We start from the raw sequence: 26,171 nt of genomic DNA, 5'->3' as shown, positions 1-26,171 counted from the left end.
CCTATACTATTTCTTCAAAAAGGGTATTTCCTGTTTTTATAATCTGTTTTACAAGATTAGATTCTTCATTTACTTCTTCACTCTTATAATCTGTTCGCCCTACCTTATACCCCACTTCTCCTAGAAGCTTCTCTAGGAAATAGGCATGATTTTGAAGTCTAGAAGTAATCTGTTCGTTCTCACCTTTCATACGATAACTTACAGTATCTTCTTTAAATTCAATATAGGTTGTAATGACACCTAAATTTTTAGTCTCGTAAGTCATAACAGCCTTAGTCGTTGTATCACTTTCCCTATTGGTTTGCTCTTTTTTATTAAAATACATGGTTACCATTTTTTGTTCACCATTTATGTAAAAAGGTATATGATAAAGGCCTTCTTTATCCGAAAACAAACGACTAAGCTCTGTCATCTCTTCAATTTGTTTGTAATTTTTATAACCCGTCATATCTCCATTTTGAAAGGCACCTTCTTTCTGATGAATTGCCTCCTCCTTTTGCTGTTGCAGATTACCTTCTAATTCATCAAAAGATTCCGGAAACTCTTCTTTAGTAATTTTACCTTCTTTGAGAAGTTCTTCATATAGACCTGGTTCTTTCATTAGCTTCTCTGTCCAATAAATATTCGATACTGTAAGGGGAATATCTTTTTCCATCATCTTTTCAATGATCTCTGGTTTTACCTTCTTAACTACCTCTAGTTTCTCCATAAAGCTATCTGGCAAAGTAGAAAGACCATCAAATTTACCCATTTCTTTTTTAAACTGCTCTTTAATAATTGGATAGAGAAGGGCACTTATTCGTTTCAGCTTTTCTGTGCTATCTTCTGTAATAGGAAGTTCCATACTTTCCAGTGTCTTAACAATGTCAATGGACTTTGCAATAACCTCTCTACTTCCTTCTATTTGTTCTTTAGCTGTTTCCCTTACCTTTTGAACTTTTTCTAACTCTCCAAATGTCTCATCAACAGTTACTTCAATTACGGATTTTTTTCCAATATAGTGAACAGCTTCTTGTAGTTTTTCAATAGTAAGAGGTAAATCATTTTTAAATAAATAGCCTACTATTTCTTCTCTATTTTTATTTACACCTTGTAAAATACGATAAAAGCCTAACATCGTTTCTTTTTGCTCTTTATTAATTTGCCCTTTTTCTTCTAAAGCTACAATAGCTTCTGCAATACTTCCTTTTAGGACTTCTACTTGTGAATGAGAAATCCCCTCCAAAATAGAGTCTACTGTCATATGATAAGGATTTAATCCCTCCTTAATAAAAGTAGCTGCCTTATAAGGTGTCATCTCTTCCATAAAGGTATTTACCTTTAAAATAGTGCCTTGTACCCTATTTATATTCTCCATGGTTACTTCTAAACCATTGGCAATAAGTGCCTTAGCTGCTTGTTTATTTACCTTCGTAACTTCTATACCAAGCGTAGTAAGAAGTGCTTCGATTTGTGGTTCTACTCTTTGAATATTTTCTCCAAACCTTTTCTCTACTGGTGTCTCATTTTCTAAATACTTATCCAGAGCAGCCTTAACCTCTCTTATTTCTGCCTGTTCATCAGTAGCAACTTGAAAATGGACTACTTCCTCAGGGTTTTCTAGCATTTGCTCCTTAGCAGTCATCATTTGACTCATAATCACTCTATTTCCATCAGTTGGTTCTATTTGTGCCTGTCTTAAAGCTTCAGTAATCATTTGATCTTCTATCGCTGTTAGCTCAAGGGCTACATCCGCTAATTGACTACTTTCAAGTGGCATTTTTTCACTTAATCTTTGGGCTGCTTCTGTGGTAAGCTTCATGCGAATGGTGTTGATTTGCTCCTTGATTTTTTCGATAGCTGCTTGCCTACCTGGTGAATAAGAAACTTCCTCATCTAGCTGAGTTTGCTCATTGATTGTAGGTGCTTCATGCTTTTTTAGAGCTAATTCTGTATTTTTAAATAAAGTCGCTCTAATATGATCGATAGTCACTTCCTTACCTGAATCAACTAGCTCACCAATTATCTCCTCATCTACCTGAGCTAAATCCTCTTTAATATCTTTCATGTTTTGAGGACTATACATTACCTTATTGTCTTGCATAAGAGGTCTGTTCCCTGCTTCTTTACCAGTTGCCACATCTTCTTTTGCCTTCTGCTCTTCTTCTTGTTTATCTAAAGCCTCTACAGCTGCATGCATATTTTGAAGCTGTAAGATATCTTGTTTATTTACTTCCATGCCATATTCCATAAGCATGCTAGCACTCCATCTATTAGCTTCTATATTTTTAATCCCATTCATTTGAAGTACTTTAGAAACATCCTGTCTAGAAGGTGTTGCATTTACTTTCTTAAAATTTCCTTTATAATTTGCCTCATAAAGACTATTTAAAGTAATGCTTTGATGGGATTGTAAGGCATAAAGGTACATATTAGCTCCAGCTGCCTTCACCGTATCTACCTTTTCACTTACCTTTCTAGCCGCCTGTTCTTGCTTTTTATTCTCTTCCTCTCCTTGTCCTTCATGGATACTCTTAAAAACCGATGTATTATTTTCAGCCATATAAAGTAAATTGAGGTCATATCCATTTTGTTGTAATTTATAAATATCTTCATTGCTAATAGTAAATTTATTTTTCAAACCTTCAACAAGCTTTTCCTCTACACCTTCAAGGCTTTTTTCTGAATAAGCATAGTCTTTCAAGGTACTTAACAAGTGCTGTATATCTATTTGATTCACTGGATTTGTTTTTGCTGTAACAGTTTCCGTATTGTTTTTTATCACTTGATAGGCTTCATAGCCTCCTGCTTTTACCCCTTCAATCATTTTTCCACCTCGTCTCATTTTCCTGTTATATCTATCGGCAGTTACTTTTAAAATCTTTATGTATCATAAAAAATAAGAAGGCCTACCCTTTTTCTATGTAGTGCCTTCTTATTTTTAAATATGCTTTTTTCATTTACTTATTGAGTTGTAAACTACCCACTATATCTAAACCAAAATCTTTAGAGGTAGATGCGCTATAATGAGGAATAGTTCCTAAACGCCAGAGTGAAATACTTTGCACATCCAATAGCTTAGCCAAATCTATTTTTGCCTGTACACTTTGGCTGTTTTCATACCAAATCACATTTTTAACTGCTCCCTCTACATAAGTCGCATATGGATTATGATAGAGTTCAGAGTAAAAGCTTTGAGTACCTTGCTTTTGAAGTCTATTAAAAATTTTATCATAGGTTGGATTATAGGCTTTTTGATTTAAAATCATAGCATCCTGAAGCTGCCACTGGCTGCTTCCAAAAGAAAGCTGTAATATAATCTTACTTTTATCTTCTACACCTGTCTGTTTATCCGTAATCGCTTTAAGTGTCTCGTATACACTACTCAAGGGTGTTACAGGTGTAATGGTAAATCCAGAAAGCATCTCTTCTTGTGTCAAACTCTTAGCTTCATAATCATGGGCCATCAAGATGATATGATCCGCCAATTCTCCTATGGTTTTATAATCATAACCTTTATAGTAGAGATTAGGTGGAACAGCGACATTCATTTTCTTTTGCTTTGCAGTAAGAGCCCCCTTTAATTCTAATAAAAATAGATTAAATCCCTTTTTTAAATCCGCACTTCTAAAATTTTCAAAATCAACGGTTATACCATCAAAAGCTTCTGCTTCTCTTACCATACTGTCTATAATATTCTTGCGCAGTACCGAATCTTCAAAAAGAACTGTACTTAATGTTTTCCCTTTTAAGCTTCCTTGAGAAATCACTTTATCTTCAAGATAAAACATTATGTAACTTTCTACACCATTAGCTTGAGTAAAGTAAAGAGGTTCTTCAAAACCTATAGGCTTGTTAAAACCACTAGGATTATTACTTGTAGCTACCACAATACTTCCTAAAGCAGCATCATAGCGTATCTCTCCCCAACCAAAGCTAACTTGTGTGCAGTTTTTAATAAGTTCCATCTGGCTACTAGACTGAATGGCATAATTGCTATGAATCTCTTTTGTAGGCGCTTCTAATCTTTTATGTAGCCTCTCTATAATGCTCCCTACTTCTTTTTTTGTCATCGCCACTTCAGGACGAAAAGTATTGTCCTCATAACCGGCCATAATCCCTAACTGTTTAACTAATTCAATCTCCCCTTTGTAGTGAATAACATCACTAAATGAACTTACCTTAGCTTGTAACTTGTTTGCTAAATCTTCATAGCGCAAGGCATTCACAATAAGGCGTGCAAAAGCTTCTCTGGTTAGTTCCGTATAGGATTCATTTAAAAGCTGCTCTTCATTAATGGTTTTCCCTAGGGTCGCTTCTATTATATTCTTTGCCTCTAGATAGCTCATCTTACTCTCTAAAGGCTCTTCACTCATCCACGCATTTAACACATTTTGATTGATTGTAATAGCTTTTATATTATTTGCCATCAACAACATGCAACCTAATGTTAAAGTTATATATTTTATTTTTGCCTTATTCATTTTTCACTCCCCATTTTATTATATTTCAATCTATCTCTTTAATTATAACCCTACTCGTTTTCCTATACAAATTAATTTAACATTACAAATATAATCTATTTATTTCTACTCTTCTATCCTAGTCTAACGTTTTTCAATGGGAGGCTCTACAAGTTTCAAGTGATCTAAGCCATGATATTCAAATTCCTCTTCGTATTCCTCTTCAAGCCTATCTTGCATATTACGAAGTTGCTCTTTAGTCATATCTGGTTCAATATCCCCTAAATAATTAAGAGCATCTCTTCTTGCTAGGCGCATCACAAGTTCTTCCCAAAAAACTTGGGTATCATAGGCATCTAAATAATCATTAATGCCACTTTCTTCATAGTCATGAGTTGGCATCCATTCTTTAAATTCTTCATCATATTCAACGACTTCCTCTAACCCAAACTCTTTCGCCATTGCAAAAATAGTTTGTTCCATCTCTGCATAATCTTTTATCTTTTCTTCTTGGCTTCTTAGCCCATTAATGAGAATATTACCTGCATAAACTAGGTCAAAAAGCTTTTGAAATTCTTCTTTTGTACACTCTATTTTCATCATTAACCTCCTATAGTATATCGCTTTTAGTATTATTACCTTATATACCTTTTTCTTAAATGTTTATTGAATGAAATCCTTATAAATCATTTTTTACCTCAAATACATTTTCTCTTTATTAGCATATCTTATTTTGCCTTTTTTTTTCTAGTCTCTTATACTTTTAGTCCTTACTTTACTTAGATGATTAAATTTGGATGTGAAATTCCTTAGAGGTTTCTTAAGTTTTTTAACTAAAACTTTACCTCTATTGATGAGATTTGTCTGATTGATGCTCTTGATGACTTAAGTTTCCTTATTTTATGCCTATTCTACTCATAAAATAAGGGCTATGTAGCTTTTGTAAGTAAAAACTTACAAAAGCTACATAGCCCTTTGCTTTACTCAATCATTATACGGTGCTTAGGTATCTCTGTAATAGTTTGTTTAGGGGCACTAATACGTAAAATACCTTCCTCTAATTTAGCCTCAATGGCCTTTTCATCTATATTTTTAAGGTAAATACTTCTTTGCATAGAAGTAATACGTCTTTCTCTATGGATATAATTATCTTTATCTTCGTTTACCTCTTGTTTACGTTGTACATAAATAATAAGACGTTCCTTATCATAATCAAGCTGGATCTCTTCTTTTTTTATACCAGGAACTTCTGCTTCAATAAGGTATTCTTTGTCTGTTTCTCTAATATCTACCTTAAAAGTATCATTTCTCAGATTTCTAAGCGGAAAAAAGCTGTCATTAAAAAAGTCATCGATAGCATTGTAAAAATCAGTCACATCATTAGTAGTCCTCTGAACTGTGTTACGATTAAAAGGTGTTAATCCAAACATATCAATTCCTCCTTTAAGCTCTTTTTTGTTAGCACTCACTTAAGTTGAGTGCTAACATTTATTACACTTATAATATAGTGCTTTCTTTAAAATTTGTCAAGTACTTTTTAATATTTTTTGTTTAATTCAAAAAAGAGTAACCTTATCAAACTCCTTTAGGCTACTCCTTTCATTTTTTATTAAAATGCTGTATAAACTCACGTAAATCAATAGGTAAAAGCGGCTTACTAAATATATAGCCTTGTACCATGTCACAGCCTTTTTCCTCAATAATAGCTAGCTGCTCTTTTGTCTCTACCCCTTCTGTTACTACTTGTATATTTAAAGAATGCGCCATACTAATAATACTATCTACAATTTCTGCTAGTGGTTGACTTTGTACAATTTCATCAATAAATGATTTATCAATTTTAAGTATATCAAACGGAATTATTCTCAAATAATTAAGGGAAGAATAACCTGTTCCAAAATCATCTAAAGCAATTTTCATTCCCATATCTTTAATTTTCTTAAAAACATTAATATTTTCATCTAAATTTTCAATCAAAACACTCTCTGTAATTTCTAATTTAATGCGATGTGTAGGAACTTGATGTCTATTTATAATCTCCTTAATACGTCCTAAGAAATCTGGCTGTTTAAGTTGAATAGAAGAAACATTAATGGATATCTCCATTTCCTCATAACCTAATTTTCTCATTTTTTCTAATTCTTCTATAGACCTTTCAAACACCCATTCGCCAATTGGAATAATCAAACCAGTTTCTTCAGCTATAGGTATAAACTCATCCGGCGAAACAAAACCTATATTTTCAGCTTTTACTCTTAAAAGAGCTTCTGCTGCTACAATACTTCCTGTCTTTAAATCGATAATAGGTTGATATTGCAGGTACAAATACCTTGCATCAATAGCTTCTCTTAATATACGTTCAATAATAAGCTTACGATCTAATATTTTAGACATATTCTCATCATAGAAATTATATTTGTTCTTACCTGTGGCCTTAGCGCGATGCATAGCTGTATCTGCATTTTTAAGTAATACTTCATAAGAAGAACCATCTGTTGGATAAAGAGCTATTCCCATACTGCAGCTAATATGTACTAGCATTTCATCCATTAAACTACCTTCTGAAATAACACGTAATAAATCACGTGCTAATTCTGTTATCTCTTCTAGATTTTTAAAATTAGTTTTAAATATAACAAATTCATCACCACCAAAGCGACAAATTAAGGTATCCGACGGTAAAAATTGTTTTAATTGTTGAGCTACTAAGGTTAAAAGTTTGTCTCCCTTCTCATGACCGAGAGTGTCATTGATGTTTTTAAAATTATCTAAATCTATAAATATTAAAGCTGCACTATTTGTATCGCTTCCTGGCTTTAACCATTCCTTTAATATTTCCATAAAAATTTGTTTATTGAGTAAGCCCGTTAACGTATCAAAGTAAACAAGATTTCTAACCTTCTCTTCATTATTTTTATGTGGGGTAATATCTGAAATAGCTCCAATAAACTTCTCTATTTTATTACCATTCCTTATAACTCGAGCTCTACAAAATACCCATCTTTTTTCATCTGTATGAGGAATTTTAAAAAGGAGTTCTTGCTCTAATCGATCTTCTATCCCCTTTAGGCAGTCATTAAAAGCTTTTTTAAAGCTTCTAGCATAATCTACTAACAACATATTATCTATAAAGTTCTTATCATCTATACTCTGGATAGTACATCCCATTATTTCACTAAATTTTTTAGAAGCTGTAAAACGCTTATCTTCAATTGAGTATTCCCATATAGCTTCATCAAGCGCATCAAGTGTTAACCTATATTGCTCTTCACTGGTTTTTAGAGCTTCTTGGCTTTGAGATAAAGCTTTAATCATGGCATTATAGCTATCCACCAACTTACCAAATTCATTCTTTGAAGAATAATTACAAAAAGAGTTTAAGTTCCCCTTCTCTACTTCTTCCATGGTTAGTATAAGTTGATCAATAGGTTCACAAATACTTGTTGTAAGGGACATGCTTGCTATGGCTATCATACTAATTAAAACAATCACTACAATTAACATTATAAAGAGTTGCCTATACACCTGAAAATAAATCTCCTCTGTATTTTGAGCAATGCAAAGAATCCAATTACGTTCAGGTATTACTTCAAAACCTAAATATTTATTTTTTCCATTATAGTGATACACCATAATATCATTGGTTACTTCCTTGTTATTCTTTATCTGTTCTATAAGACCTCTTACTTTTTCATTTTCAACTAGCTGACCTTCCTTTTGTGCTATAGGATGAGCAATTAGGTAGCCTTCTCCATCTACAAGATAACCATAACCACTCTCACCAATCTTAATCTTCTCTATAAAATCTCCAAAAACTTTATTACTAATTGTTATACACGCAACTCCTAAAATTTCACCCGTTCCACTTTTTATGGGAGCTGCAACAGCCATACTCTTTGAATTATCTATTTCAGAAACAAGAACATCTGAAAAAACAACCTCACCCTTTAAGGCCTGTTTAAAATAACGCCTTTCCCCAACATTGATACCTAAAACATCCGGCTTCGTACTTATAATAACTTCACCATTTTTATTAACAATCTTAGAAGCATATAGGTCCTTCGAAACCTCTATTGCCCTCTGAACAACTTGCTTTGCATCTTTATAATCTTTAGAATTATAAAAAATATCCTTTCCTAGGACATCTGCTTTTATAGCGGCACTTATAATCTGAGAATCTGTAGCTAGTAATTGCACTTCATATCTTTTCTCCTCTAGTAATGTACTAAAGGCTTTTGCTTCTACCCGCGCTAATTGCTTAATAGCTTGCTTACTATTATATAGTATTAATTTTGACGAATAATGATATATCCCTCCTGCTAAGAATAGTAGGGGAATGCAAATAAACATAACTAACAAAATGGGTATTTTTTTCTTTATCTGCATATACATTCTCCTCCTACTTCTAATCCCAATTATTATATCATACATTAAAAATTAACCAAAATATATTTATTTAATTTTGTCAAAATATAAAATAAAAACAGCTAAAAAGTCATTTCTAACTTTTAGCTGTTCTCACTTTATATTACATTTCTCTTCTTCCTTCGAGTGCTCTTGAAAGAGTAATTTCATCTACGTATTCTAAGTCTCCACCTACAGGCACACCATGGGCAATACGTGTTGTTTTTATTCCTAAAGGCTTTAAAAGCTTACTAATATACATCGCTGTTGCTTCACCTTCTATATTGGGATTGGTTGCAATAATTACTTCATCTACCTCTTCCTTCCCAATACGCTCAAGAAGCTCTTTAATTTTTATATCACTAGGTCCGACCCCCATCATTGGCGAAATAGCACCATGTAAAATATGATAAAGCCCTTTATATTCACGTGTCTTTTCATAAGCAGCCATATCTCTCGGGTCCTCTACCACCATAATCTGACGGTTAGCCCTTTTAGGATCCTTACAAATAGGACAAAATTCATCATCTGTAATTGTACAACACTTAGCACAGTAAGTAATAGTACGCTTAGCTTCTATAAGTGTACTAGCTAGTTTTTCCACTTTTTCTAAAGGTAGGCTAATAATATGAAAGGCTAAACGTTGTGCTGACTTTGAACCTATTCCAGGAAGACGTGATAACTCCTCAATAAGAGCTATCATCTTATCGCCATAATATCCACTCACTAGAATAACCCTCCAGCTCCAAGTCCACCTGTTACTCTACCCATTTCTTTTTGTGAAAGCTCATCTGCTTGGCGAATTGCTTCATTAACAGCAGCCATTACAAGATCTTCAAGTGTTTCAATGTCATCAGGGTCTACTACTTCTGGTTTAATTGTAATCGCTTTAATTTCTTTTTTACCAGTAATAGTTACCTCAATCATCCCTCCACCTGCTGTTGCTGTAAGCTCTTTTGCTTCAAGTGCTGCTTGAGTTTCCTCCATTTGTTTTTGCATCTTTTGTGCTTGTTTCATAAGTTGTTGCATATTAGGCATTCCACCAAAATTCTTCATCTTTATTCCTCCTAGTTTTTTATTTGTATGTTGAAATTAACCTTTGATTCCACGTTTCTCAAAATACTGGCTATATCACTTACAGCTTCTGATTGCTGTGGACTTGTGCCATATACATCAAAGCATTTAGAGGCATAATCCTCTGCAGCAATAGTTCGTATCTGCACTTCTTTACCAGCTATTTCATTAATAGTCTTTTTAAGTATATCAAGATGGGTATTCACCCCTACTTCCATTCCTTTTTTATAGACTACATAAAAAATGTCATCTTCAATAAACCCTGCTTCACAGCTTTCATAAATAGCCCATGCTGCCCGAGGAAGCTTTTCTTTAATAGCTCGCCACTTCTTAATGAGTTCTCTAATATCAGCTGATACAGCCTTTGGTAAGCGCTTAGGAACACTTTCTTTTTGGGGAGAAACTACCACTTGTGGCTGCACTATTGGTGCTACTTTAAGTCCTTCTTGTTCAAGACGTTGTAGCTTTTCTTCAAGAAAGTGCATCCTTGCGAGCATACTTTCTGGTGAGGTGTCCATCTGTACTTCAGTAAGCTTTAAAAGTGTCACTTCCAATACGATACGTGGAGATAGGGTACTTCTTAACTCATACTCTAATTGCCCAAAATTTTTGATATAGCGCATTAGCTCATCGGTACTAATAGTCTTAGCTTGCTCTTGCAAACTTTCAATATATTCACTGCTATAGTCTAACACACCTTGCATGCCGTTTGTAGTCTTTGCAACTAAAAGGTTACGACTATGTTCAAGTAAGTCACTTGCAAACTGTTTAATACTCCTACCTTGACTATTTATTGCTTCACAAAGAGCTAAAACCTTACTGGCATCCTGTGCTATTATAGCATAAATCATATCAAATAATATACTGCTATCAACTGCTCCCACCAAATAAAGGACTTTATCTAAGGTAATCGTCTCTTCATAATAAAAGGATATGCTTTGTTCAAGTAAACTCAGTGCATCACGCATCCCACCATCCGCAAGCCTTGCAATATAGGCCAGTGCATTTTCTTCAACAGCTACTCCTTCTTTTTGCATATAAGTAGCTAAACGCTCCTCCATCTCTTTAGCAGAAATGCGTTTAAAATCAAAACGTTGACATCTTGACAAAATAGTAACAGGAATTTTTTGAGGGTCTGTTGTCGCTAATATGAAAATAACATGAGCTGGTGGCTCCTCTAATGTTTTAAGGAGGGCATTAAACGCTCCTGTAGAAAGCATGTGCACCTCATCAATAATATATACTTTATATTTACCTACAGCAGGTGTATATTTTACCTCATCATTAATCTCCCTAATGTTATCAACACCATTATGAGAAGCTGCATCCATCTCAATAATATTAATCCCTGAACCGTCTTGCACCTTTCTACAGGCTCCACAACTACCACATGCTGAACCATTTATAGGTGTTTCACAATTTACAGCTCTAGCAAAAATTTTAGCAATAGAGGTCTTACCTGTTCCTCTACTTCCGCAAAACAAATAAGCATGAGCCACACGTCCTGAGTGAATTTGGTTTTTGAGTGTTCTTACAATATGCTCTTGTCCGATGACATCATCAAAAGTATGAGGTCTATATTTTCTATATAATGCCAAATAACTCATGCTCTTCTCCTTCCTTAAAATTCACTTCTTTTTTATTTCATTCTTTTTACTTAACCTTTATTATACCACAAAACTTCGTAAGTTAAGCAATCTTCTTCTTTTCATTTTCTATAATAACAGCAATGAGAATAAGTATAATAGAAATCCCTATAGCAATACCTACTCCTCCTAATAGCGCCAAAGGTTCAGCTCCTTCTAATACACCTCTATAAATAACCATTATCCAATGAATGGGTGAAATGTACCCTATTTGATTTAACTTCTCCGAAAGTAGCTCTGCTGGGAAAATACAGCCACTAATCATACATAAGGTTGTAATACAAATACTACAAAATAAACTATAGCTTTCTCTATTAGACGTACTTACTAAGAGCAAAAAACTGATGCTTATTCCTACCAAAATAAGTATCACCCCTACTCCCATAAAGGCTAAATAACTCATTGCAAAAGAAAATCCTAATCCCTTCATCACAAGCCCTTGTATTCCTAATTGCACTAACAAAATTAAAAAAGCCCCAGCTAAATGTCCTACTACATACTGTCCTTTTGTAAGACTTGTCGTCATCATTTTTTCATAAGCCCAAGTTTCTTTTTCTATTAAGATTACTTCTAAACTCTTACTGCAAGTAAACAAAAAGAGCATAACAAAAAGAGAAAAATTCTGCAAAATGACCTCTTTACTTTTTTCATTTTTCTTTACCCGGTCACTCTGCAGCTGTGCAAAAGGCTTGCTAAAGTCTTCTCCTTTGCGAGCAAGTTGTTGAATTCTTTCTAAGGCTATGTCTACTCTTTCTTTAAGTACCTGTGTCTTTTGATTAGGTGCTTTCATCACTAAACTTATTGCTTTTTCTCCACTAAGAATATTCTCGACAAACTGACTACTTTCGATATATAAGATACCATCTATCTCTCCTTTAATCAGCCGCTTTATCGCTACTTCTTCTGTATCAAAATAGGCTTCCTTCTCTAAATCCAGTTGATGAAGCAGAAAATCAATCCCTGATATGTGTCTCTCTCCTACTATACTGACCTTGTATTGGGGCTCATAAATAGTTTCTCTAAAAGCTATGGCAAAAATCAAAGTTACTACAATGGGCAAACAAAAAAATAGAAAAGCAAGTGGTCTATAAAAAAATAATTTAAGATGTTCTTTTGCAATAATCAAGCTAGTCTCCATGTCTATCCCCCCATTTTTTTATCCTCCATGCAACTACATATCCTATACTTATAAAAAATAATCCTATTCCTAAGGTTAGCATTATAAGCCTTCCCATATGTTGTACTTTACCCCATTGACAAATATCTAAAATGCTATCAGTAATTCCTGTATAAAAAGAAAATTTTTTTATTAATTTAAAATCAATAATACCTGGTGTGAGACCACCAGAAGTAAAGGCTCCCAATAAAATAAAAAAGGTAATCAAGCTAGAGCCCACTAGTTCATCTCTAATCATTAAACCTATACCTATTCCTACTGCAATAGCCATCATACTACAGCATAAGATAATGATGAATAATTCACCTTTGTTTCGACTTAAACCTACTTTAAAAAAGAGTTCCATGCAAATACTTATAGCAATTCCTTCAAATAATGCTATCAAAAGACTTGCTAAATACTCACCTATATAAATGCTCATTTTAGAAATAGGTGCTAAACATACCCTTTTCCCCACACATTGATTTAAATAATGGATCTGTTCCATACCATAGGTCGCTTGAAGTAAAATAGCAAAAACAAGCATAGTACTAGCTATTTGAATAGCTGGCTGTGGTAAGGACTCTGACTTATTTTTAGGCTCTAAGTAAGATACAGTGTAAAGCTGATTTTCAAAATGACCTAATTTTTCATATGTTGCCTGCTCTTTAAGGTTGTCCTCCTCTTTTAATGTAGTCATGTTGGAAAAAACTAAAATAAATAACAAACTAAGAAATAGAGGAAAAAAGAGCATAAAACTGATGTAGTTACTAACAGCAAATTTTCTCTTCAAACTATTTTTTACAATAATAAAAGTCTTCATATTTAACCTCTAATCCCTTAATTTACGCCCTGTTAATTCTAAAAATACATTTTCTAAGTTGGTTACTTGTGTATTTACGCCCATAATTACACACTCTCTTTGTGCAAGATAACTTAAGATAGGGTCAAGGCAGCTAATTTCTTTTTTTGAAACAATGTGAATACTATCCTCTTTAAATTGAATACTCTCTACGCCTTTGATATTTTTTAAAATAGCCTCTTCTACCTTCTCTATATAGGCTACTTGGATACAAAAACTATTTTTATCATTAATAATACTCTTCAAATTCTCTTGACTACCTTCAGCAATACATAACCCTTTATCCATAATAGCTATGCGATCACAAAGTGCTTCTGCTTCTTCCATATAATGAGTGGTGTAAATAATCGTTGCCCCTTCTTTATTTAAAAACTTAATGGCCTCTAAAATATGCTTACGAGACTGGGGATCTACTCCCACAGTAGGCTCATCCATGATAATTAATCTAGGCTCATGTGCAATCGCACAAGCTATGTTTAATCTTCGCTTCATTCCACCTGAAAAGCTCTTTACCTTATCCCTTCTTTTTCCCTCAAGCCCAACAAATTCAAGAGCCTTAAGCGTTTTTTCCTCAAGTTTTTTCCCTTTAATGCCATAAAGGCTAACAAAAAAACTTATATTTTCGTAAGCTGTTAGCTCTTCAAAAAGTCCTAATTCCTGAGGTACTAAACCTAAATGGGCTTTAATAGCCTTCATCTGTTTACATGTCTCTTTGCCAAAAACTCGAACATTTCCTCTATCTTGTCTTAAAAGTCCACATATAATATGAAGAGTTGTACTCTTACCCGCCCCATTAGGCCCTAAAAGTCCATAAATTTCTCCTTCCTCAACTTCTAAATTCAAATTAGTAAGAGCTACTTTTTCTCCAAAGTTTTTATAAAGCCCTTGTATCTGTACAATTTTCATCTTTTATCTCCTCTTTACCTTAGATAGGTAATAGCTATTTGTGTACGATGTGTCAGGTTCATCTTTGTCAAAATAGATGTAATGTAATTTTTAACAGTTCCCTCGGAAATATAAAGTTTAGTAGCTATTTCTTTATTTGAAAGCCCTTCTGCTATACTTTCAACAATTTCTAATTCTCTTGCTGTAAGCCCATAGGCTGTCATTTTATTCTGATAAGCTCTTAAATTACTATTTAACTTATGTACAACCTCTTTTTCAAACGCGCCATTCCCTGCAAAAACAGCTTTAATAGCTGCTATTATTTTATCAGGAGTACTATTTTTGAGTAGAAAACCTGCCGCCCCATTACCTATAGCTTCTCTTATTAATTCATCCTCATCAAAGGTTGTTAAAACAAGAACAGGTAATACCTTTTTTCTTTTTTGAAGATATTTTAAAACCTGTATCCCATCCATAATTGGCATCCTTAAATCAAGTAAGAGCACCTCCAAATTTTCCTTTTCAATAAGACTTATAGCTTCTTTACCATTTGAAGCGGTAGCTACCACCTCAATCTCTTCATCTGCCCCTATAATGATTTTTAAACTCTCCCTAATTAATATATCATCATCTACTATAGCTAGCTTCATTTTCCTCCCTCCTTTCAATAATCATAATAATTTCAAATCCATCTTCTGTATTAATAATCAACTTACCATGTAAGGCTTGTAAACGCTCCTCCATGCCTATAAGCCCCATTCCTTTTTTATAGTGCATTATATTTCTGCCATTATCTTTAAACTGGATACGAATAATCTGACTATGTACCTCTATCTTAACCTTAAAGCTATCTGCCTTTGAATATTTAATAAGATTAGTAATAGCTTCTTGCAAATTCTGGCCAATAACATACCAAACTTTTGGACTAATCCCTCCCATATCACCTGCAAATTCTAAACTTGTTTTTATCTTTTGAGTATACTTTAACTCTTCTAATAGTTTCTTAATATGACTTAACCCTAACTCTGCTTGTTCTGGCTTAATACTTCTTAGAGTAAGACGAATATCATCCATTCCCATACGTAAGTTGTGAATACTGCTTTCTAAAAGTTCCTTTCCCTTATTAGGCTCTTTCATCCATACTAATTTAACAGCTTCTAATTGCATAATATTAGCTGATAGTACATGTCCTAACTTGTCATGGAGTTTTTGAGCAAGTATATTACGTTCTTGCACCTTAGTAACTTCTCTAATATGTCCCGCCTCTTCATTTGCTATAATTAGCTTTTGTTGTAAGCAATAAAGCTTCTCTCTTATTTCTTCATTTACCTTTTTAGCCTCTTGTACTTTTCTTTCATAATAATAAACACTACTTAAGGCAAGGATAGTTAATACATAAAAAATAAATTGTTGCCCTAAGAGACTATCTTGTACCCATTCATAGCTTATAATAAACAATAAACAACTCCCTATTGGCCATTTCTTTTCTTTATATAAACTCATTTGAAGGCATGTAGTTACTAAAAGTAACCCAAATTGACTATGAACAAAGAGAACTGCTCCTAGTAAAAAAAGGCAATCTATACTATATAGCCATTGATGCATTTTTTCTCTTTTTATAATAGCATTGGTTAAATAAATAAGGAGGTGGACAATGACTGCTCCCATTACTCCTATACTCCCATAAGTTCCTGTGGCCTTTCCTGTATACAAGGTATATATACTCATTATAAGTTGCCATAAAATCGAGATACAAATCATAGGCTTCTCCTTATTTTTTTATTATTCACAATTTTATATTAACCTAGTTCTTCCCTCAATCCAAGCTAATTCATAATAAAAAATACTCTCTTTATAAACACATTTAAAGTATAGGACTTTTTAGCTTAATAAAAAAAGTCACTCTTATATGAGTGACTTTTAATTATTCATTATGATTTTTATTATAATCCGTGCACTTTGCTTCGACAGTCATCTATAAGCGTTACCTTAGTAGTTAGCTCTAACCAAGCACCCTCGCGGCACATAAGCGGGCTTACTTAGTGCTGCTTCCTTCCGGACCTGACACGGTTCATAAGTGCTTATTGCGCAAGACTCAGTCGTCATCACTACTTGCTAAGGGCAGACCAAACAAATGAAAGCCTCAGACAAAGCATCACCCCTGCTTTAGCGGATTGCAGGTACAAGGCACCGCTGACTCCCCGGCTAGCACGGAAATGTTTTGACACTAATGTGTCATGTAAATTAGTATACATGGTTTCATGCTCTATGTCAATGTCCCATATTTTCTTACCCCTAGCATTTTTTACTTCCTTCATACCAATAGGTTTTTTATACTGCTCTCTATAGTGCACCAATAATATAATTTAATAGGAATAATACAGATACAATATACATAATAGGATGTACTTCCTTGGCCTTACCTTTTACTATCTTAATTATACAATAGAAAATAAAACCTGCAGCAATACCATTAGTGATGCTATAAGCAAAAGCCATCATGGCTATTGTTAAAAATACAGGAATAGCTTCTTCTAGGTCTCCCCACTTAATTTTCCCCATTGATTCAGCCATTAAAATCCCCACAATAATAAGTGCTGGTGCCGTAGCTGCTTCTGGTACAATCCCAATGAAAGGTGCAAGGATAACAGATATTAAGAATAAGGCCCCTACAGTAATAGCTGTAAGCCCTGTCTTACCGCCTTGGCTAATACCTGCTGCGCTTTCTACATAAGTTGTTGTATTACTTGTTCCTAACAAAGCCCCAATAGATGTTGCTGTTGCATCTGCAAACAATGCTCTATCTAATTTAGATGAAAAAGAATTCCCCTCTGCAAAGCTTGCTTCGTCAGCTGCATCAAAAATACCTGATTTCCTACCTGTTCCTAAAAAAGTACCAATAGTGTCAAACGTATCTGAAAGAGAAAAAGCAAAAATAGTTGTAATTACTAAGAAGAGTTTACTAGGGTCTGCAAATAGTCCCACAAAATCTAATTGTAAGAAAGTAGGTGCTAAACTTGGTGGTGCAAAGCTTACTGTGCTCCAGTTTGGAAGTTGTGTCACACCCATAAAAATACCTATAATGGTTGTCACTACAATTCCTATTAAAATAGCACTGTTAATCTTCATAATCATCAGTACAATCGTAATGGCAAGCCCAATTAAAGCCAATATTGCTGCTGGTTCTTGGAAGTTTGCAAGACTTGGAATGATTTGCTTGTAAATATTACTTGCTTCTCCTACTACAAGAGCATCTTTTGCTTCTCCTGTGAATTGTAAAAAGTGTGCTTGCTTTACTCCAATGTAAGCAATAAATAAACCAATACCTGATGAAATGGCATATTGAAGTGAAACAGGGATGGCTTTAATAATCATTTTTCTAATTTTAGTTACAGTAATAATAATATTAATAATTCCACAAATAAACACCATAGCTAATGCCTGCTGCCAGGTAAAGCCTAATGCAAAAACAACGGTAAAAGTAAATAAAGCATTCAGTCCCATACCAGGTGCCTGAGCAAAAGGTACATTGGCTACAAATCCCATTACAAAGGTACCAATGGCTGCTGAGAGCAGGGTTGCCATAAATACTGCTCCTTGATCCATACCTGTAAGTGCTAAAATACTTGGGTTGACAAATAGTATGTAGGACATCGTAAGGAAAGTTGTAAGTCCTGCTAAAAGTTCGGTTTTTACTGTTGTACCGTTTTGTTTAAGTTTGAAAAATTTATCCATTTTTACACCCCTTTTATTTTATAGTGCTATATTATCAAATTTTTCAAATATTATCAATATTATAATTATATTTATCTAACATATTTTCTATTTTTAGAAATATTGTTCATGTTTTATTTGCTCCTATTCTTATTTCTCCTTCGTATCTGTAGAAGAAAGAATAGAAAGTTGCAAGCCTTCTATAAATGCTGTTGCTGCTGAAGATAAAGGTACACTTTTCAAATAACAAGCACCTATATATCTAGTTGGTATTTCCTCCTCTAATCTTAAATGATATAACTCTTTTTTCTCTAAGTATTCTTCTGAAAACTCCTTAATCACACAGGAAACACCTAATTCAATCTTAGCAAATTCAAGAAGCAAGTCATGAGCACCTAATTCAATATCCGGTTTCATCTTTACACCTTTCCTAAGCATAAATTGCTCTACATATCTTCTAGAAACAGAGTTTTGATCCAGCACAATAAGTGGTAAGGTACTTAACTCTTCAAAGCTAAGTGGTTCTTTAGAACGCTGCTTATAGCTCTTGCCACCTACAAAAATATCATGTACTTCCATGCAATTCCTCACTTCAATCTGATTGTCCTCAATAGGTAAGTTACATATGGCTAAGTCGATCGTTCCTGCCTTAATTTTATCACATAGCTTAGTCGTTGTACGATTAATAATTTTTAGCTTTATAGAAGGATATTCTTTATGAAAGCTCTCTAAATAAGGTAAAAGATAATATCTAGATATAGTATCTCCTACACCTATTTGTAATTCACCTGTTAAGAGATTTTGTGTTTCTAGCAACTTTTTTTCTCCTGCAGCTATCAATTGAATAGCCGAATGAGCATATTCGTAAAGTAACTCTCCCTCTCTCGTTAATCTTACCCCCTTAGCTGTTCTCGTAAAAAGCCTCACATTAAGCTGTTCCTCTAATTGCATAATAGCTTGACTTACTGCTGGCTGCGTAATATACAAATTTTTAGAGGCTTTGGAAAAGCTTTGGCACTTAGCTACTTCTATAAATATCTTATATAAACCTAATGGCACAGACATATAATTTCTCCTTATACCTTTTATCACTATCATTTATTTTACTTATATCACAGTTATGGTGTATAGTACAAGAGATGAGTTTTTTAAAATACAGACTTAAGGAGAGATTTCAAAATGGAAAGAATGGTAGGAACTGTTGTTAGAGGGCTTCGTGCACCCATTATTCGTGAAGGAGACGATATCGCTGACATCGTTGTAAAGAGTGTACTGGCCGCTTCTGAAGCTGAAGGCTTTAGTATTGAGGATCAAGATATCGTAACCGTTACAGAAGCAGTTGTAGCTCGTGCTCAAGGGAATTATGCTTCTGTTGACGCCATTGCAAAAGATGTTGCTAACAAATTTGGTGAGCATACAATTGGTGTTATCTTCCCTATCCTTAGTCGCAATCGTTTTGGGATTTGTCTTCGTGGTATTGCAAAAGGTACCCAAAAGGTTGTTCTTATGCTAAGCTATCCTTCTGATGAGGTAGGTAATCATCTTGTAGATCTTGATCTTTTAGATGAAAAAGGTATTAATCCCTGGACAGATGTCTTAACAGAAAAACAATTCCGTGATTTATTTGGTTATAATAAACATACCTTTACAGGTGTTGATTACATAGAATACTATAAAAGCTTAGTAGAATCTTGTGGTGCTGAATGTGAAGTTATTTTCTCTAATCATCCAAAAACCATTTTGGATTACACAAAACATGTCATTACCTGCGATATCCATACAAGAGTTCGTACGAAACGTATTTTAAAAGCAAATGGCGCAGAAACAGTTTGCGGCTTAGATGATATCTTATGTGAGTCTATTGACGGAAGTGGTTATAATGAAGCTTATGGTCTTCTTGGCTCTAATAAAGCTACTGAAGAAACTGTCAAGCTTTTCCCTCGTAACTGCCAAATAGTCGTAGACCGTATCCAAGCACTTCTTAAAGAAAAAACAGGTAAAACTGTAGAAGTCATGGTTTATGGAGATGGGGCTTTCAAAGATCCTGTGGGTAAAATATGGGAACTTGCTGACCCAGTTGTTTCTCCTGCTTATACCAAAGGACTTGATGGTCAACCTAATGAAGTTAAGCTTAAATACTTAGCTGACAACGACTTTGCTCATTTAAGTGGTGATGCTCTTAAAGAAGCTATTTCTGATTATATTCGTAATAAAGAAACTGATCTTGTAGGTAGTATGGCAGCTCAAGGCACTACTCCTAGAAGATTAACAGACCTTATTGGTTCACTTTCAGACTTAACAAGTGGAAGTGGTGATAAAGGTACTCCTATCATTTACATTCAAGGTTACTTTGATAATTATACAAAATAATAAAATCCCCCTAGACTACTCTCTCATTGTTCTAGGGGGATTTTTTAACTTTTCTCTCTTTGAATAGCCATATTAAATATGCCCCATTTTTCGTCCTTATAGTTAAAAACACCTTTGTTATAGGTTTCTGTAACGAATCCTACTTTTTTATAGCAAGCTTCTGCTGCTGGGTTGGTGTCAAATACACCTAAAGTTACTCTTCTTACCTTAAGTATTTCAAAAGCATAGTGAACCCCTAAGCTTACCATTTCTACACCATATCCTTTTCCTCTTAGACTAGGATCTACTATAATAAAACCAAAGTGCACACTCTCCTTCTTATAATCTGCCATTCGCATCAGAAAGTGTCCCACTGGTGTACCTTTCTCATTTAAAGCTGTAAAAATCCATCCAAACTCATCTATCTCATACATTTCTTTATAACCCTTTATCTGCTCTTCTGATAAAGGATACTTCAATTTATTTGCACTCCACATGTTAAAGCTTCTTTCATCTTGTATCCAATTTGCTAAATAAGTTGCATCACTCATCTTAAATGGCCTTAATCTTAACATTTTTATTCCCCTTTTCTTTTTTTATATCTTAACAAATCACTATGGGCTCTTCCCCAAAGAAAGCTTCTTTAGCTTAAGATACTCTATTTAAAACAAACATAAAAAGGAGCCTATGGCTCCTTTAAAGTCTTATACCTCTACTACTAATTTTTTAAGTAGACCATAATGTTCACTTGCAATTTTCTTCAGCATTTCTATCGTTGTCCCCAATACCATATTGGCATTAAACTGAGCTTCAAGTCCTGTAAAGAACATAGAGGCAATGATGCAGTGGTCTTGCGTTAAAACATATTTCATCGTTGGATATTTCAAATTAAACTGATTAAGCATTTCAAGGACAGCCTCCTTTTTCTCTGGGGCTACATCCTTAAAAAGCAAGCTTTGCACGCCTGCATAAGGTGTATCATCTATATTGATTACAACTTGTACACTATCCCCTTCCATAGGATATGCCGTTCTAAAAAAGATGGTGTTTTCTGCTTCATCTTCTTTAAACATGCCTACTACGTTGGTTTCAATCATAAAATCTCTTAACATTCTTGCTTTTTTATGTCTTGGATATGTTGCCATTTGTTTCCCTCCGCCTTTTAGTTTAGTGTCTTTTTCCTCATCTCTCTAAAATAGTTTTTTAGCATTTGGCTTGCTTTCTCTTCGCCTACCCCTTCAACCACTTCACATTGATGATTCAGCTCCTGGAGCTGCAAAATATTAAGGACAGAACCACCAAAGCCAGCCTTTGGGCTTTTTGCGCCGAAGACTACTCTTGGGATACGCGCTTGTACAATAGCACCTGCACACATGGGGCAAGGCTCTAATGTAATATATATTGTACAGCCTTCTAAACGCCAATCACCTATATACTGACATGCCTCATGAATAGCTAAAATTTCTGCATGAGCTAAAGCATTCTTATCTGTATTTCTCCTATTATATCCCCTGCCAATAATTTTCCCTTCATAAACGATAACTGCCCCAATAGGTGTTTCATCTAAAGTATAGGCTTTTTCTGCCTCTAGAAGTGCCTCCTCCATAAACAGTCTGTCCTCATTCATTTTGTCACCTTCATTAGTTAATTTTAACACGTTATCATCAGTATAACATACCCTTTAAGGAAACCCTAGAGGCTTTGTATATTTTTTCTAAATTCGTATACTCTACTAAGTAGTTACAAAAACGCTTAAAACTCTCTTAATTTAAACTCCTGGTGGTGAAAACATGAAAATTACACATGATTTTGAAGATAATCTTTTGAAAATCAAAACAAGTCTTAGAATAGGCGAAAGCTTTGACGTTTTAGAACGTATTATTAACGTTCATCATACAACCTTTTATCTTTACTATTTAGATGGTTTTGTAAAGGATAGCGTGCTCGAATACGTAAGACGTGATATGTATAACCTCAAAGATGAAGACTTTAGAACCATTAAAACGGCTAGGGACTTAGCTGAAAAAGCCATAAGCTCTATCGAGGTTTCTTATGAGACCGATATCGAGCTTATGATTACAGGTATTCTCTCAGGGCAAACCTTACTTCTTGGACCTGGTTTTAATGAAGCTCTTCTTTTAGACTTTCGTACCTATCCAGCTCGCGGCACAGAGGAACCTGCTAAGGAAAAAGTACTTCGTGGCTCTCATGATGGTTTTGTAGAGACGCTTGTTTGCAATACCGCACTTATTCGTAGACGTATTAGAGATCCCCGCCTTACTTTTGAAATGCATAGTGTAGGTGAAACCTCTCGAACGGACGTAGTCATTGGTTATATGCGTGATAAAGTAGATAAAAAAACGTTTAAACACGTAAAAAAGTTAATTACAGACTTACAAGTAGATGCTCTTACTATGGGAGACCAAAGCCTTGTTGAAGCTGTTCATTCCAAATCTTGGTTTAACCCCTTTCCAAAGGTGCGCTATACAGAAAGACCTGATGTGGCAGCTGCTCATCTTATGGAAGGTAAAGTCATTATATTAGTAGATAACACCCCTACCGCTCTTATCTTGCCTACTAATATTTTTGATTTTATGCAATCTGTAGATGATTACTATTTACCTGTTTTTACAGGAAATTATTTACGCTTGGTTCGCTATATTGTATTTCTTAGCAACTTACTTTTAACACCTTTATTTGTACTTTTTACAGATAATCCTCAGTGGTTTTCTAATCATTTTTCTTTTTTACTCCCTACAGACCCCTACCCTATTCCTATTTTTATCCAATTTATCATCTTGGAAATTGCTGTAGATGGTTTGAAATTAGCATCTCTTAATACACCAGATGCTTTAGGAGCTTCTCTTTCCATTATAGGTGGACTTATTTTAGGTGACTTTGCGGTAAAAACAGGGTGGTTTATCCCCCACACCATTCTCTATATGGCAGTGGTAGCTCTCTCAAGTTTTACTCAGCCTAGCCTAGAACTTAGCTATGCTTTTAAATTTGCACGTATAGTTATGATAATACTTACAGGTTTTTGGGGAACCCTTGGTTTTATTCTTTCTGTTATCCTTAACGTTTGCTGTCTTGCCTTTACTAAAACCTTTACAGATGAACCCTACCTCTATCCACTTATACCTTTTAATGCAAATGCCTTACACCATCTTCTCTTTAGAACCAAACTCAATACTAAGCAAAAAGTAAAATAATTTTATTCACAAAAAACCTCTAAAACAGTGAAGTTATTCACAAATTTAGAGGTTTTTACAATTATGTTGTTACCTGTTCAATGTATACTTGTCTCATCAGAAAATAAAATTCAAAAATATAAACCCTAATCGCCATACAAAACTCAAAACAAAGCCAAAGGCTACAAGGATAATGAAAATAATCGCTATAACCTTCATCACTTCACTTCTAGCTTCTACTAATAAAGGGAGTCCAATATAAATAAGATAAATACTATAGAGGCTTGCTAAAAGCCCTACTCCTTGACCTATAAAAGGTACACGATGGAATAAACTAGCAAGCACAGTAAATATGGCTAAATAAGCAGAAAAATTTACCATTCCTATATAATCTATCTTTCCTCCTGCTATAAGGGTAAATAAAAGCAAAATAGCCCCTCCTATAAAAATAGAAAGAGGAATACTTATTACATTCCCTAATCCACCTACACCCGAGGTAATAAGTCCAATAGCTATGCCTAAAATCGTTACAAGAGCAATTTGCACAAAGTCAATCTCACGAATCCTGCCAATCTCTTCTATTGCTTTAAGTGGATTTATTAATAGTATTCTATAAAGCTCACATTTCTTTTGAAATTCTTCACCTGATAACATTTTTTTCCTCCCTTACTACTCTGGTAGATGAATGGTCCCTATCCCAAATAAGTTTTTAATTTCTATTACTTTTTCATCTAATTTCTTAGCAAATTCCTGACGTCTTTGAACAAGCTCTACTAAATCCTTACGATTTTGTTCATAACCAAGTTCTGTTTTCATTGTTTCTACTTCTGTCTCTAATTGCTTAAGTTCTGTATTTAAAACATTTAGTTTATTAACTTTTTCTTGCCTCTCTCCCTGAAGAGCCTCCATATTCATTAATTCCTGATTGGATACTTCTACGTAATAAGGATACTCATTTCCTTTTTTATTACTCTTTGTTCCCTTTAAGTAGACATCTAAATAATAGACACCTTCTTTATAAAATTCTGTATTTGTTAATTTAACAATATACTTTTGACTAGAGGGTTTATAATTTCCAAAGATATTTTTTTTCGGAATAGACGCTTCATACTCTCCATTTCCAAGTCCTGCAGAAGTCTCAATATAGAGGGCCATATAGGCATAGTCAGCTAAACCCTCTAATTTGCTTTCGAGAGTACTTATTTCACCTTTAAGAGCTTCACAGCTTTTTTGCTGCTGTTCTAGTAGTTTAAATTTGTCTCCTAACTGAAGCTCAATAGCTTCCTTTTGATTATTAAGGTCAATTTCCTTTGTCTCTAAATCTTTCAAACCCTGACGTGCAAGTTGGAGTTCTGAATACTTGGTATTAAATTCTACATATTCTTGTGGTCTTAAAACTTGATTCTTATTTAAGAACTCTACCCATTGTTTCAAAGTATCTAATTCTACAGGATGGGTCTTAAGTTTTTTAAAAAATAATTCTCTTGCTTTCTCACTTTCAGACTTACTAAAAAGAATACTCTTCTTATCTGTTAATGTTTCACCTTCTAAAACTAATACCTCATATAAACTAAATTGAAACTTATTCAAAGGGATTTTATTGGGATAACTTCCTAGTAGTGTACTTAGTGTGTCAATGAAAGTAACATCTACCGCTGGCTTAGTGCCATAGTAATAAAAAAGTGCCTCATCCAATGCCTCTGGTGTCATTCGTTGCAGGTAAGTTTTACACGCTAAATGTCCCACATCTTGCATTAAAATATCCATAAATGCATTAGGGTTTTTAAAGCTTAACTGTTTTTTATTATAAAATGCAATAATATCATATTGTCTATCTAAAATAAAGTTTGCTAGGTTTTCTTCTAAAAAACTTAAACCTTCCTCACTTTCTTCTATTAATAAATAATTTACACCTTCTTTATAATACCAATCATCTTGTCTTCTTGTGTTTTTTATATCATCTTTTAAAAGTTCTATAATACGATCTGTGTCTCCTTGCGCCTTATAACTCATAAAGGCAAATACATGTAAGTTTGCACCTATTATGCCTAATATAATAGCCACAACTAAACCTATAATAAAAACCCACTTATAATGCATAAGCTCTTGTTTTAATTTTTCCATGTTCAGCTCCTTTATCAAATAGTTCATTTCACCTATTGCCCCTATTATACTACATGAATACCCAGGGTTTCAAACCATCCCTTATAAAAACTAAAAATATCCCATAACTTTAAAGAACTCTGTCTTATTTTTAGACTTTAAAGGCCCACCACCTTGCAAAGCCTTCTAAAAAATACTATGCTTATTGTGTTCTGTTTTTAATATCCTTTCCCTATATAGCTTAGTATAAATCATCTCATATGATTCGATGGATACTAAGCTTTTTTTAATTTAAGTGTTATTTTTAGTTTTTTTGTTTCACAAAACTTATGTACACTACTTTTA

The 26,171-nt window shown here is 34.0% G+C and carries 22 protein-coding genes and 1 other RNA gene; 2 read left to right on the top strand and 21 right to left on the bottom strand.

Translation table 11 applies throughout. The features are described from left to right. Nucleotide 1: 1 nt before the first annotated feature. The 16 genes from CS063_RS12875 to CS063_RS12800 all read right to left on the bottom strand — a co-directional run bounded on the left by CS063_RS12875 (nucleotide 2) and on the right by CS063_RS12800 (nucleotide 19,248). A complete protein-coding gene (locus tag CS063_RS12875) occupies nucleotides 2-2,806 on the bottom strand; it encodes a DUF6240 domain-containing protein (RefSeq protein ID WP_099450115.1) in 2,805 nt (934 codons plus the stop codon). A gap of 133 nt (nucleotides 2,807-2,939) precedes the next feature. Next, nucleotides 2,940-4,463 (bottom strand): glycosyl hydrolase family 18 protein, encoded by a 1,524-nt coding sequence (locus tag CS063_RS12870; protein WP_099450114.1) that lies wholly within the window; start codon nucleotides 4,461-4,463, stop codon nucleotides 2,940-2,942. Between the two features lie 123 nt (nucleotides 4,464-4,586). Beyond that, nucleotides 4,587-5,042 carry a hypothetical protein gene (locus CS063_RS12865; RefSeq protein ID WP_099450113.1) on the bottom strand — a complete coding sequence of 152 codons (456 nt, stop codon included), beginning with the start codon at nucleotides 5,040-5,042 and terminating at the stop codon, nucleotides 4,587-4,589. A 380-nt stretch (nucleotides 5,043-5,422) separates the two neighbouring features. Beyond that, a complete protein-coding gene (locus CS063_RS12860; RefSeq protein WP_099450112.1) occupies nucleotides 5,423-5,872 on the bottom strand; it encodes an Hsp20/alpha crystallin family protein in 450 nt (149 codons plus the stop codon). A gap of 169 nt (nucleotides 5,873-6,041) precedes the next feature. Further along, the gene (locus tag CS063_RS12855) at nucleotides 6,042-8,828 is read right to left on the bottom strand and encodes an EAL domain-containing protein (RefSeq protein ID WP_180270789.1); all 2,787 of its coding nucleotides are present in this window, start codon (nucleotides 8,826-8,828) and stop codon (nucleotides 6,042-6,044) included. A 142-nt stretch (nucleotides 8,829-8,970) separates the two neighbouring features. Then, nucleotides 8,971-9,549: a recombination mediator RecR gene (recR, locus tag CS063_RS12850; protein ID WP_099450130.1), complete on the bottom strand. Its 579-nt coding sequence runs from the start codon at nucleotides 9,547-9,549 to the stop codon at nucleotides 8,971-8,973. A gap of 23 nt (nucleotides 9,550-9,572) precedes the next feature. After that, nucleotides 9,573-9,902 carry a YbaB/EbfC family nucleoid-associated protein gene (locus CS063_RS12845; protein WP_099450110.1) on the bottom strand — a complete coding sequence of 110 codons (330 nt, stop codon included), beginning with the start codon at nucleotides 9,900-9,902 and terminating at the stop codon, nucleotides 9,573-9,575. Nucleotides 9,903-9,913: 11 nt separating this feature from the next. Further along, nucleotides 9,914-11,527 (bottom strand): DNA polymerase III subunit gamma/tau, encoded by a 1,614-nt coding sequence (dnaX, locus tag CS063_RS12840; protein WP_099450109.1) that lies wholly within the window; start codon nucleotides 11,525-11,527, stop codon nucleotides 9,914-9,916. 82 nt (nucleotides 11,528-11,609) lie between these two features. Continuing rightward, nucleotides 11,610-12,704 carry an ABC transporter permease gene (locus CS063_RS12835; protein ID WP_099450108.1) on the bottom strand — a complete coding sequence of 365 codons (1,095 nt, stop codon included), beginning with the start codon at nucleotides 12,702-12,704 and terminating at the stop codon, nucleotides 11,610-11,612. After that, nucleotides 12,694-13,545 (bottom strand): ABC transporter permease, encoded by an 852-nt coding sequence (locus CS063_RS12830; protein WP_099450107.1) that lies wholly within the window; start codon nucleotides 13,543-13,545, stop codon nucleotides 12,694-12,696. Before CS063_RS12830 ends, CS063_RS12835 begins: the two co-directional genes overlap by 11 nt. 9 nt (nucleotides 13,546-13,554) lie before the next feature. Further along, nucleotides 13,555-14,490, bottom strand: coding sequence for an ABC transporter ATP-binding protein (locus CS063_RS12825; protein ID WP_099450106.1), 936 nt, complete (start codon nucleotides 14,488-14,490; stop codon nucleotides 13,555-13,557). A 14-nt stretch (nucleotides 14,491-14,504) separates the two neighbouring features. After that, nucleotides 14,505-15,119, bottom strand: coding sequence for a response regulator (locus tag CS063_RS12820; RefSeq protein WP_099450105.1), 615 nt, complete (start codon nucleotides 15,117-15,119; stop codon nucleotides 14,505-14,507). After that, on the bottom strand, nucleotides 15,097-16,230 hold the full coding sequence (locus tag CS063_RS12815) for a sensor histidine kinase (protein WP_099450104.1): 1,134 nt from the start codon (nucleotides 16,228-16,230) through the stop codon (nucleotides 15,097-15,099). Before CS063_RS12815 ends, CS063_RS12820 begins: the two co-directional genes overlap by 23 nt. Before the next feature lie 189 nt (nucleotides 16,231-16,419). Then, nucleotides 16,420-16,683, bottom strand: an RNA gene (ffs, locus tag CS063_RS12810) — signal recognition particle sRNA large type. Between the two features lie 129 nt (nucleotides 16,684-16,812). Continuing rightward, on the bottom strand, nucleotides 16,813-18,204 hold the full coding sequence (locus tag CS063_RS12805) for an NCS2 family permease (RefSeq protein WP_099450103.1): 1,392 nt from the start codon (nucleotides 18,202-18,204) through the stop codon (nucleotides 16,813-16,815). Nucleotides 18,205-18,333: 129 nt separating this feature from the next. Then, nucleotides 18,334-19,248, bottom strand: coding sequence for a LysR family transcriptional regulator (locus tag CS063_RS12800; protein ID WP_099450102.1), 915 nt, complete (start codon nucleotides 19,246-19,248; stop codon nucleotides 18,334-18,336). A gap of 114 nt (nucleotides 19,249-19,362) precedes the next feature. Here CS063_RS12800 and CS063_RS12795 point away from each other — a divergent pair, with 114 nt between their 5' ends. Then, nucleotides 19,363-20,553 carry a coenzyme F420-0:L-glutamate ligase gene (locus CS063_RS12795; protein ID WP_099450101.1) on the top strand — a complete coding sequence of 397 codons (1,191 nt, stop codon included), beginning with the start codon at nucleotides 19,363-19,365 and terminating at the stop codon, nucleotides 20,551-20,553. A 44-nt stretch (nucleotides 20,554-20,597) separates the two neighbouring features. On the opposite strand, the gene CS063_RS12790 is transcribed toward CS063_RS12795, so the two are convergent. The 3 genes from CS063_RS12790 to tadA form a co-directional block, all read right to left on the bottom strand. After that, nucleotides 20,598-21,107 (bottom strand): GNAT family N-acetyltransferase, encoded by a 510-nt coding sequence (locus CS063_RS12790; RefSeq protein WP_099450100.1) that lies wholly within the window; start codon nucleotides 21,105-21,107, stop codon nucleotides 20,598-20,600. Nucleotides 21,108-21,236: 129 nt separating this feature from the next. Further along, nucleotides 21,237-21,677, bottom strand: coding sequence for a hypothetical protein (locus CS063_RS12785; RefSeq protein WP_099450099.1), 441 nt, complete (start codon nucleotides 21,675-21,677; stop codon nucleotides 21,237-21,239). 17 nt (nucleotides 21,678-21,694) lie between these two features. Then, nucleotides 21,695-22,159, bottom strand: a complete 465-nt coding sequence (gene tadA / locus CS063_RS12780) for a tRNA adenosine(34) deaminase TadA (RefSeq protein WP_099450098.1) — start codon at nucleotides 22,157-22,159, stop codon at nucleotides 21,695-21,697. Between the two features lie 163 nt (nucleotides 22,160-22,322). Between tadA and CS063_RS12775 the strand changes: the two genes are divergently transcribed. After that, entirely contained in the window at nucleotides 22,323-23,744 is a 1,422-nt protein-coding gene (locus CS063_RS12775) for a spore germination protein (protein ID WP_099450097.1), read from the top strand. 96 nt (nucleotides 23,745-23,840) lie between these two features. Here CS063_RS12775 and CS063_RS12770 read toward each other — a convergent pair whose 3' ends face one another. Next, nucleotides 23,841-24,377, bottom strand: a complete 537-nt coding sequence (locus CS063_RS12770) for a Yip1 family protein (RefSeq protein ID WP_099450096.1) — start codon at nucleotides 24,375-24,377, stop codon at nucleotides 23,841-23,843. A gap of 15 nt (nucleotides 24,378-24,392) precedes the next feature. Continuing rightward, a complete protein-coding gene (locus CS063_RS12765; RefSeq protein ID WP_099450095.1) occupies nucleotides 24,393-25,847 on the bottom strand; it encodes a hypothetical protein in 1,455 nt (484 codons plus the stop codon). Nucleotides 25,848-26,171: the final 324 nt, after the last annotated feature.

It is taken from the genome of Sporanaerobium hydrogeniformans, assembly GCF_002735925.1.
GTDB lineage: Bacteria > Bacillota > Clostridia > Lachnospirales > Cellulosilyticaceae > Sporanaerobium > Sporanaerobium hydrogeniformans.
The sequence above is the reverse complement of the archived record's forward strand: the minus strand, read 5'-3'. Positions and strand labels throughout refer to the sequence as shown.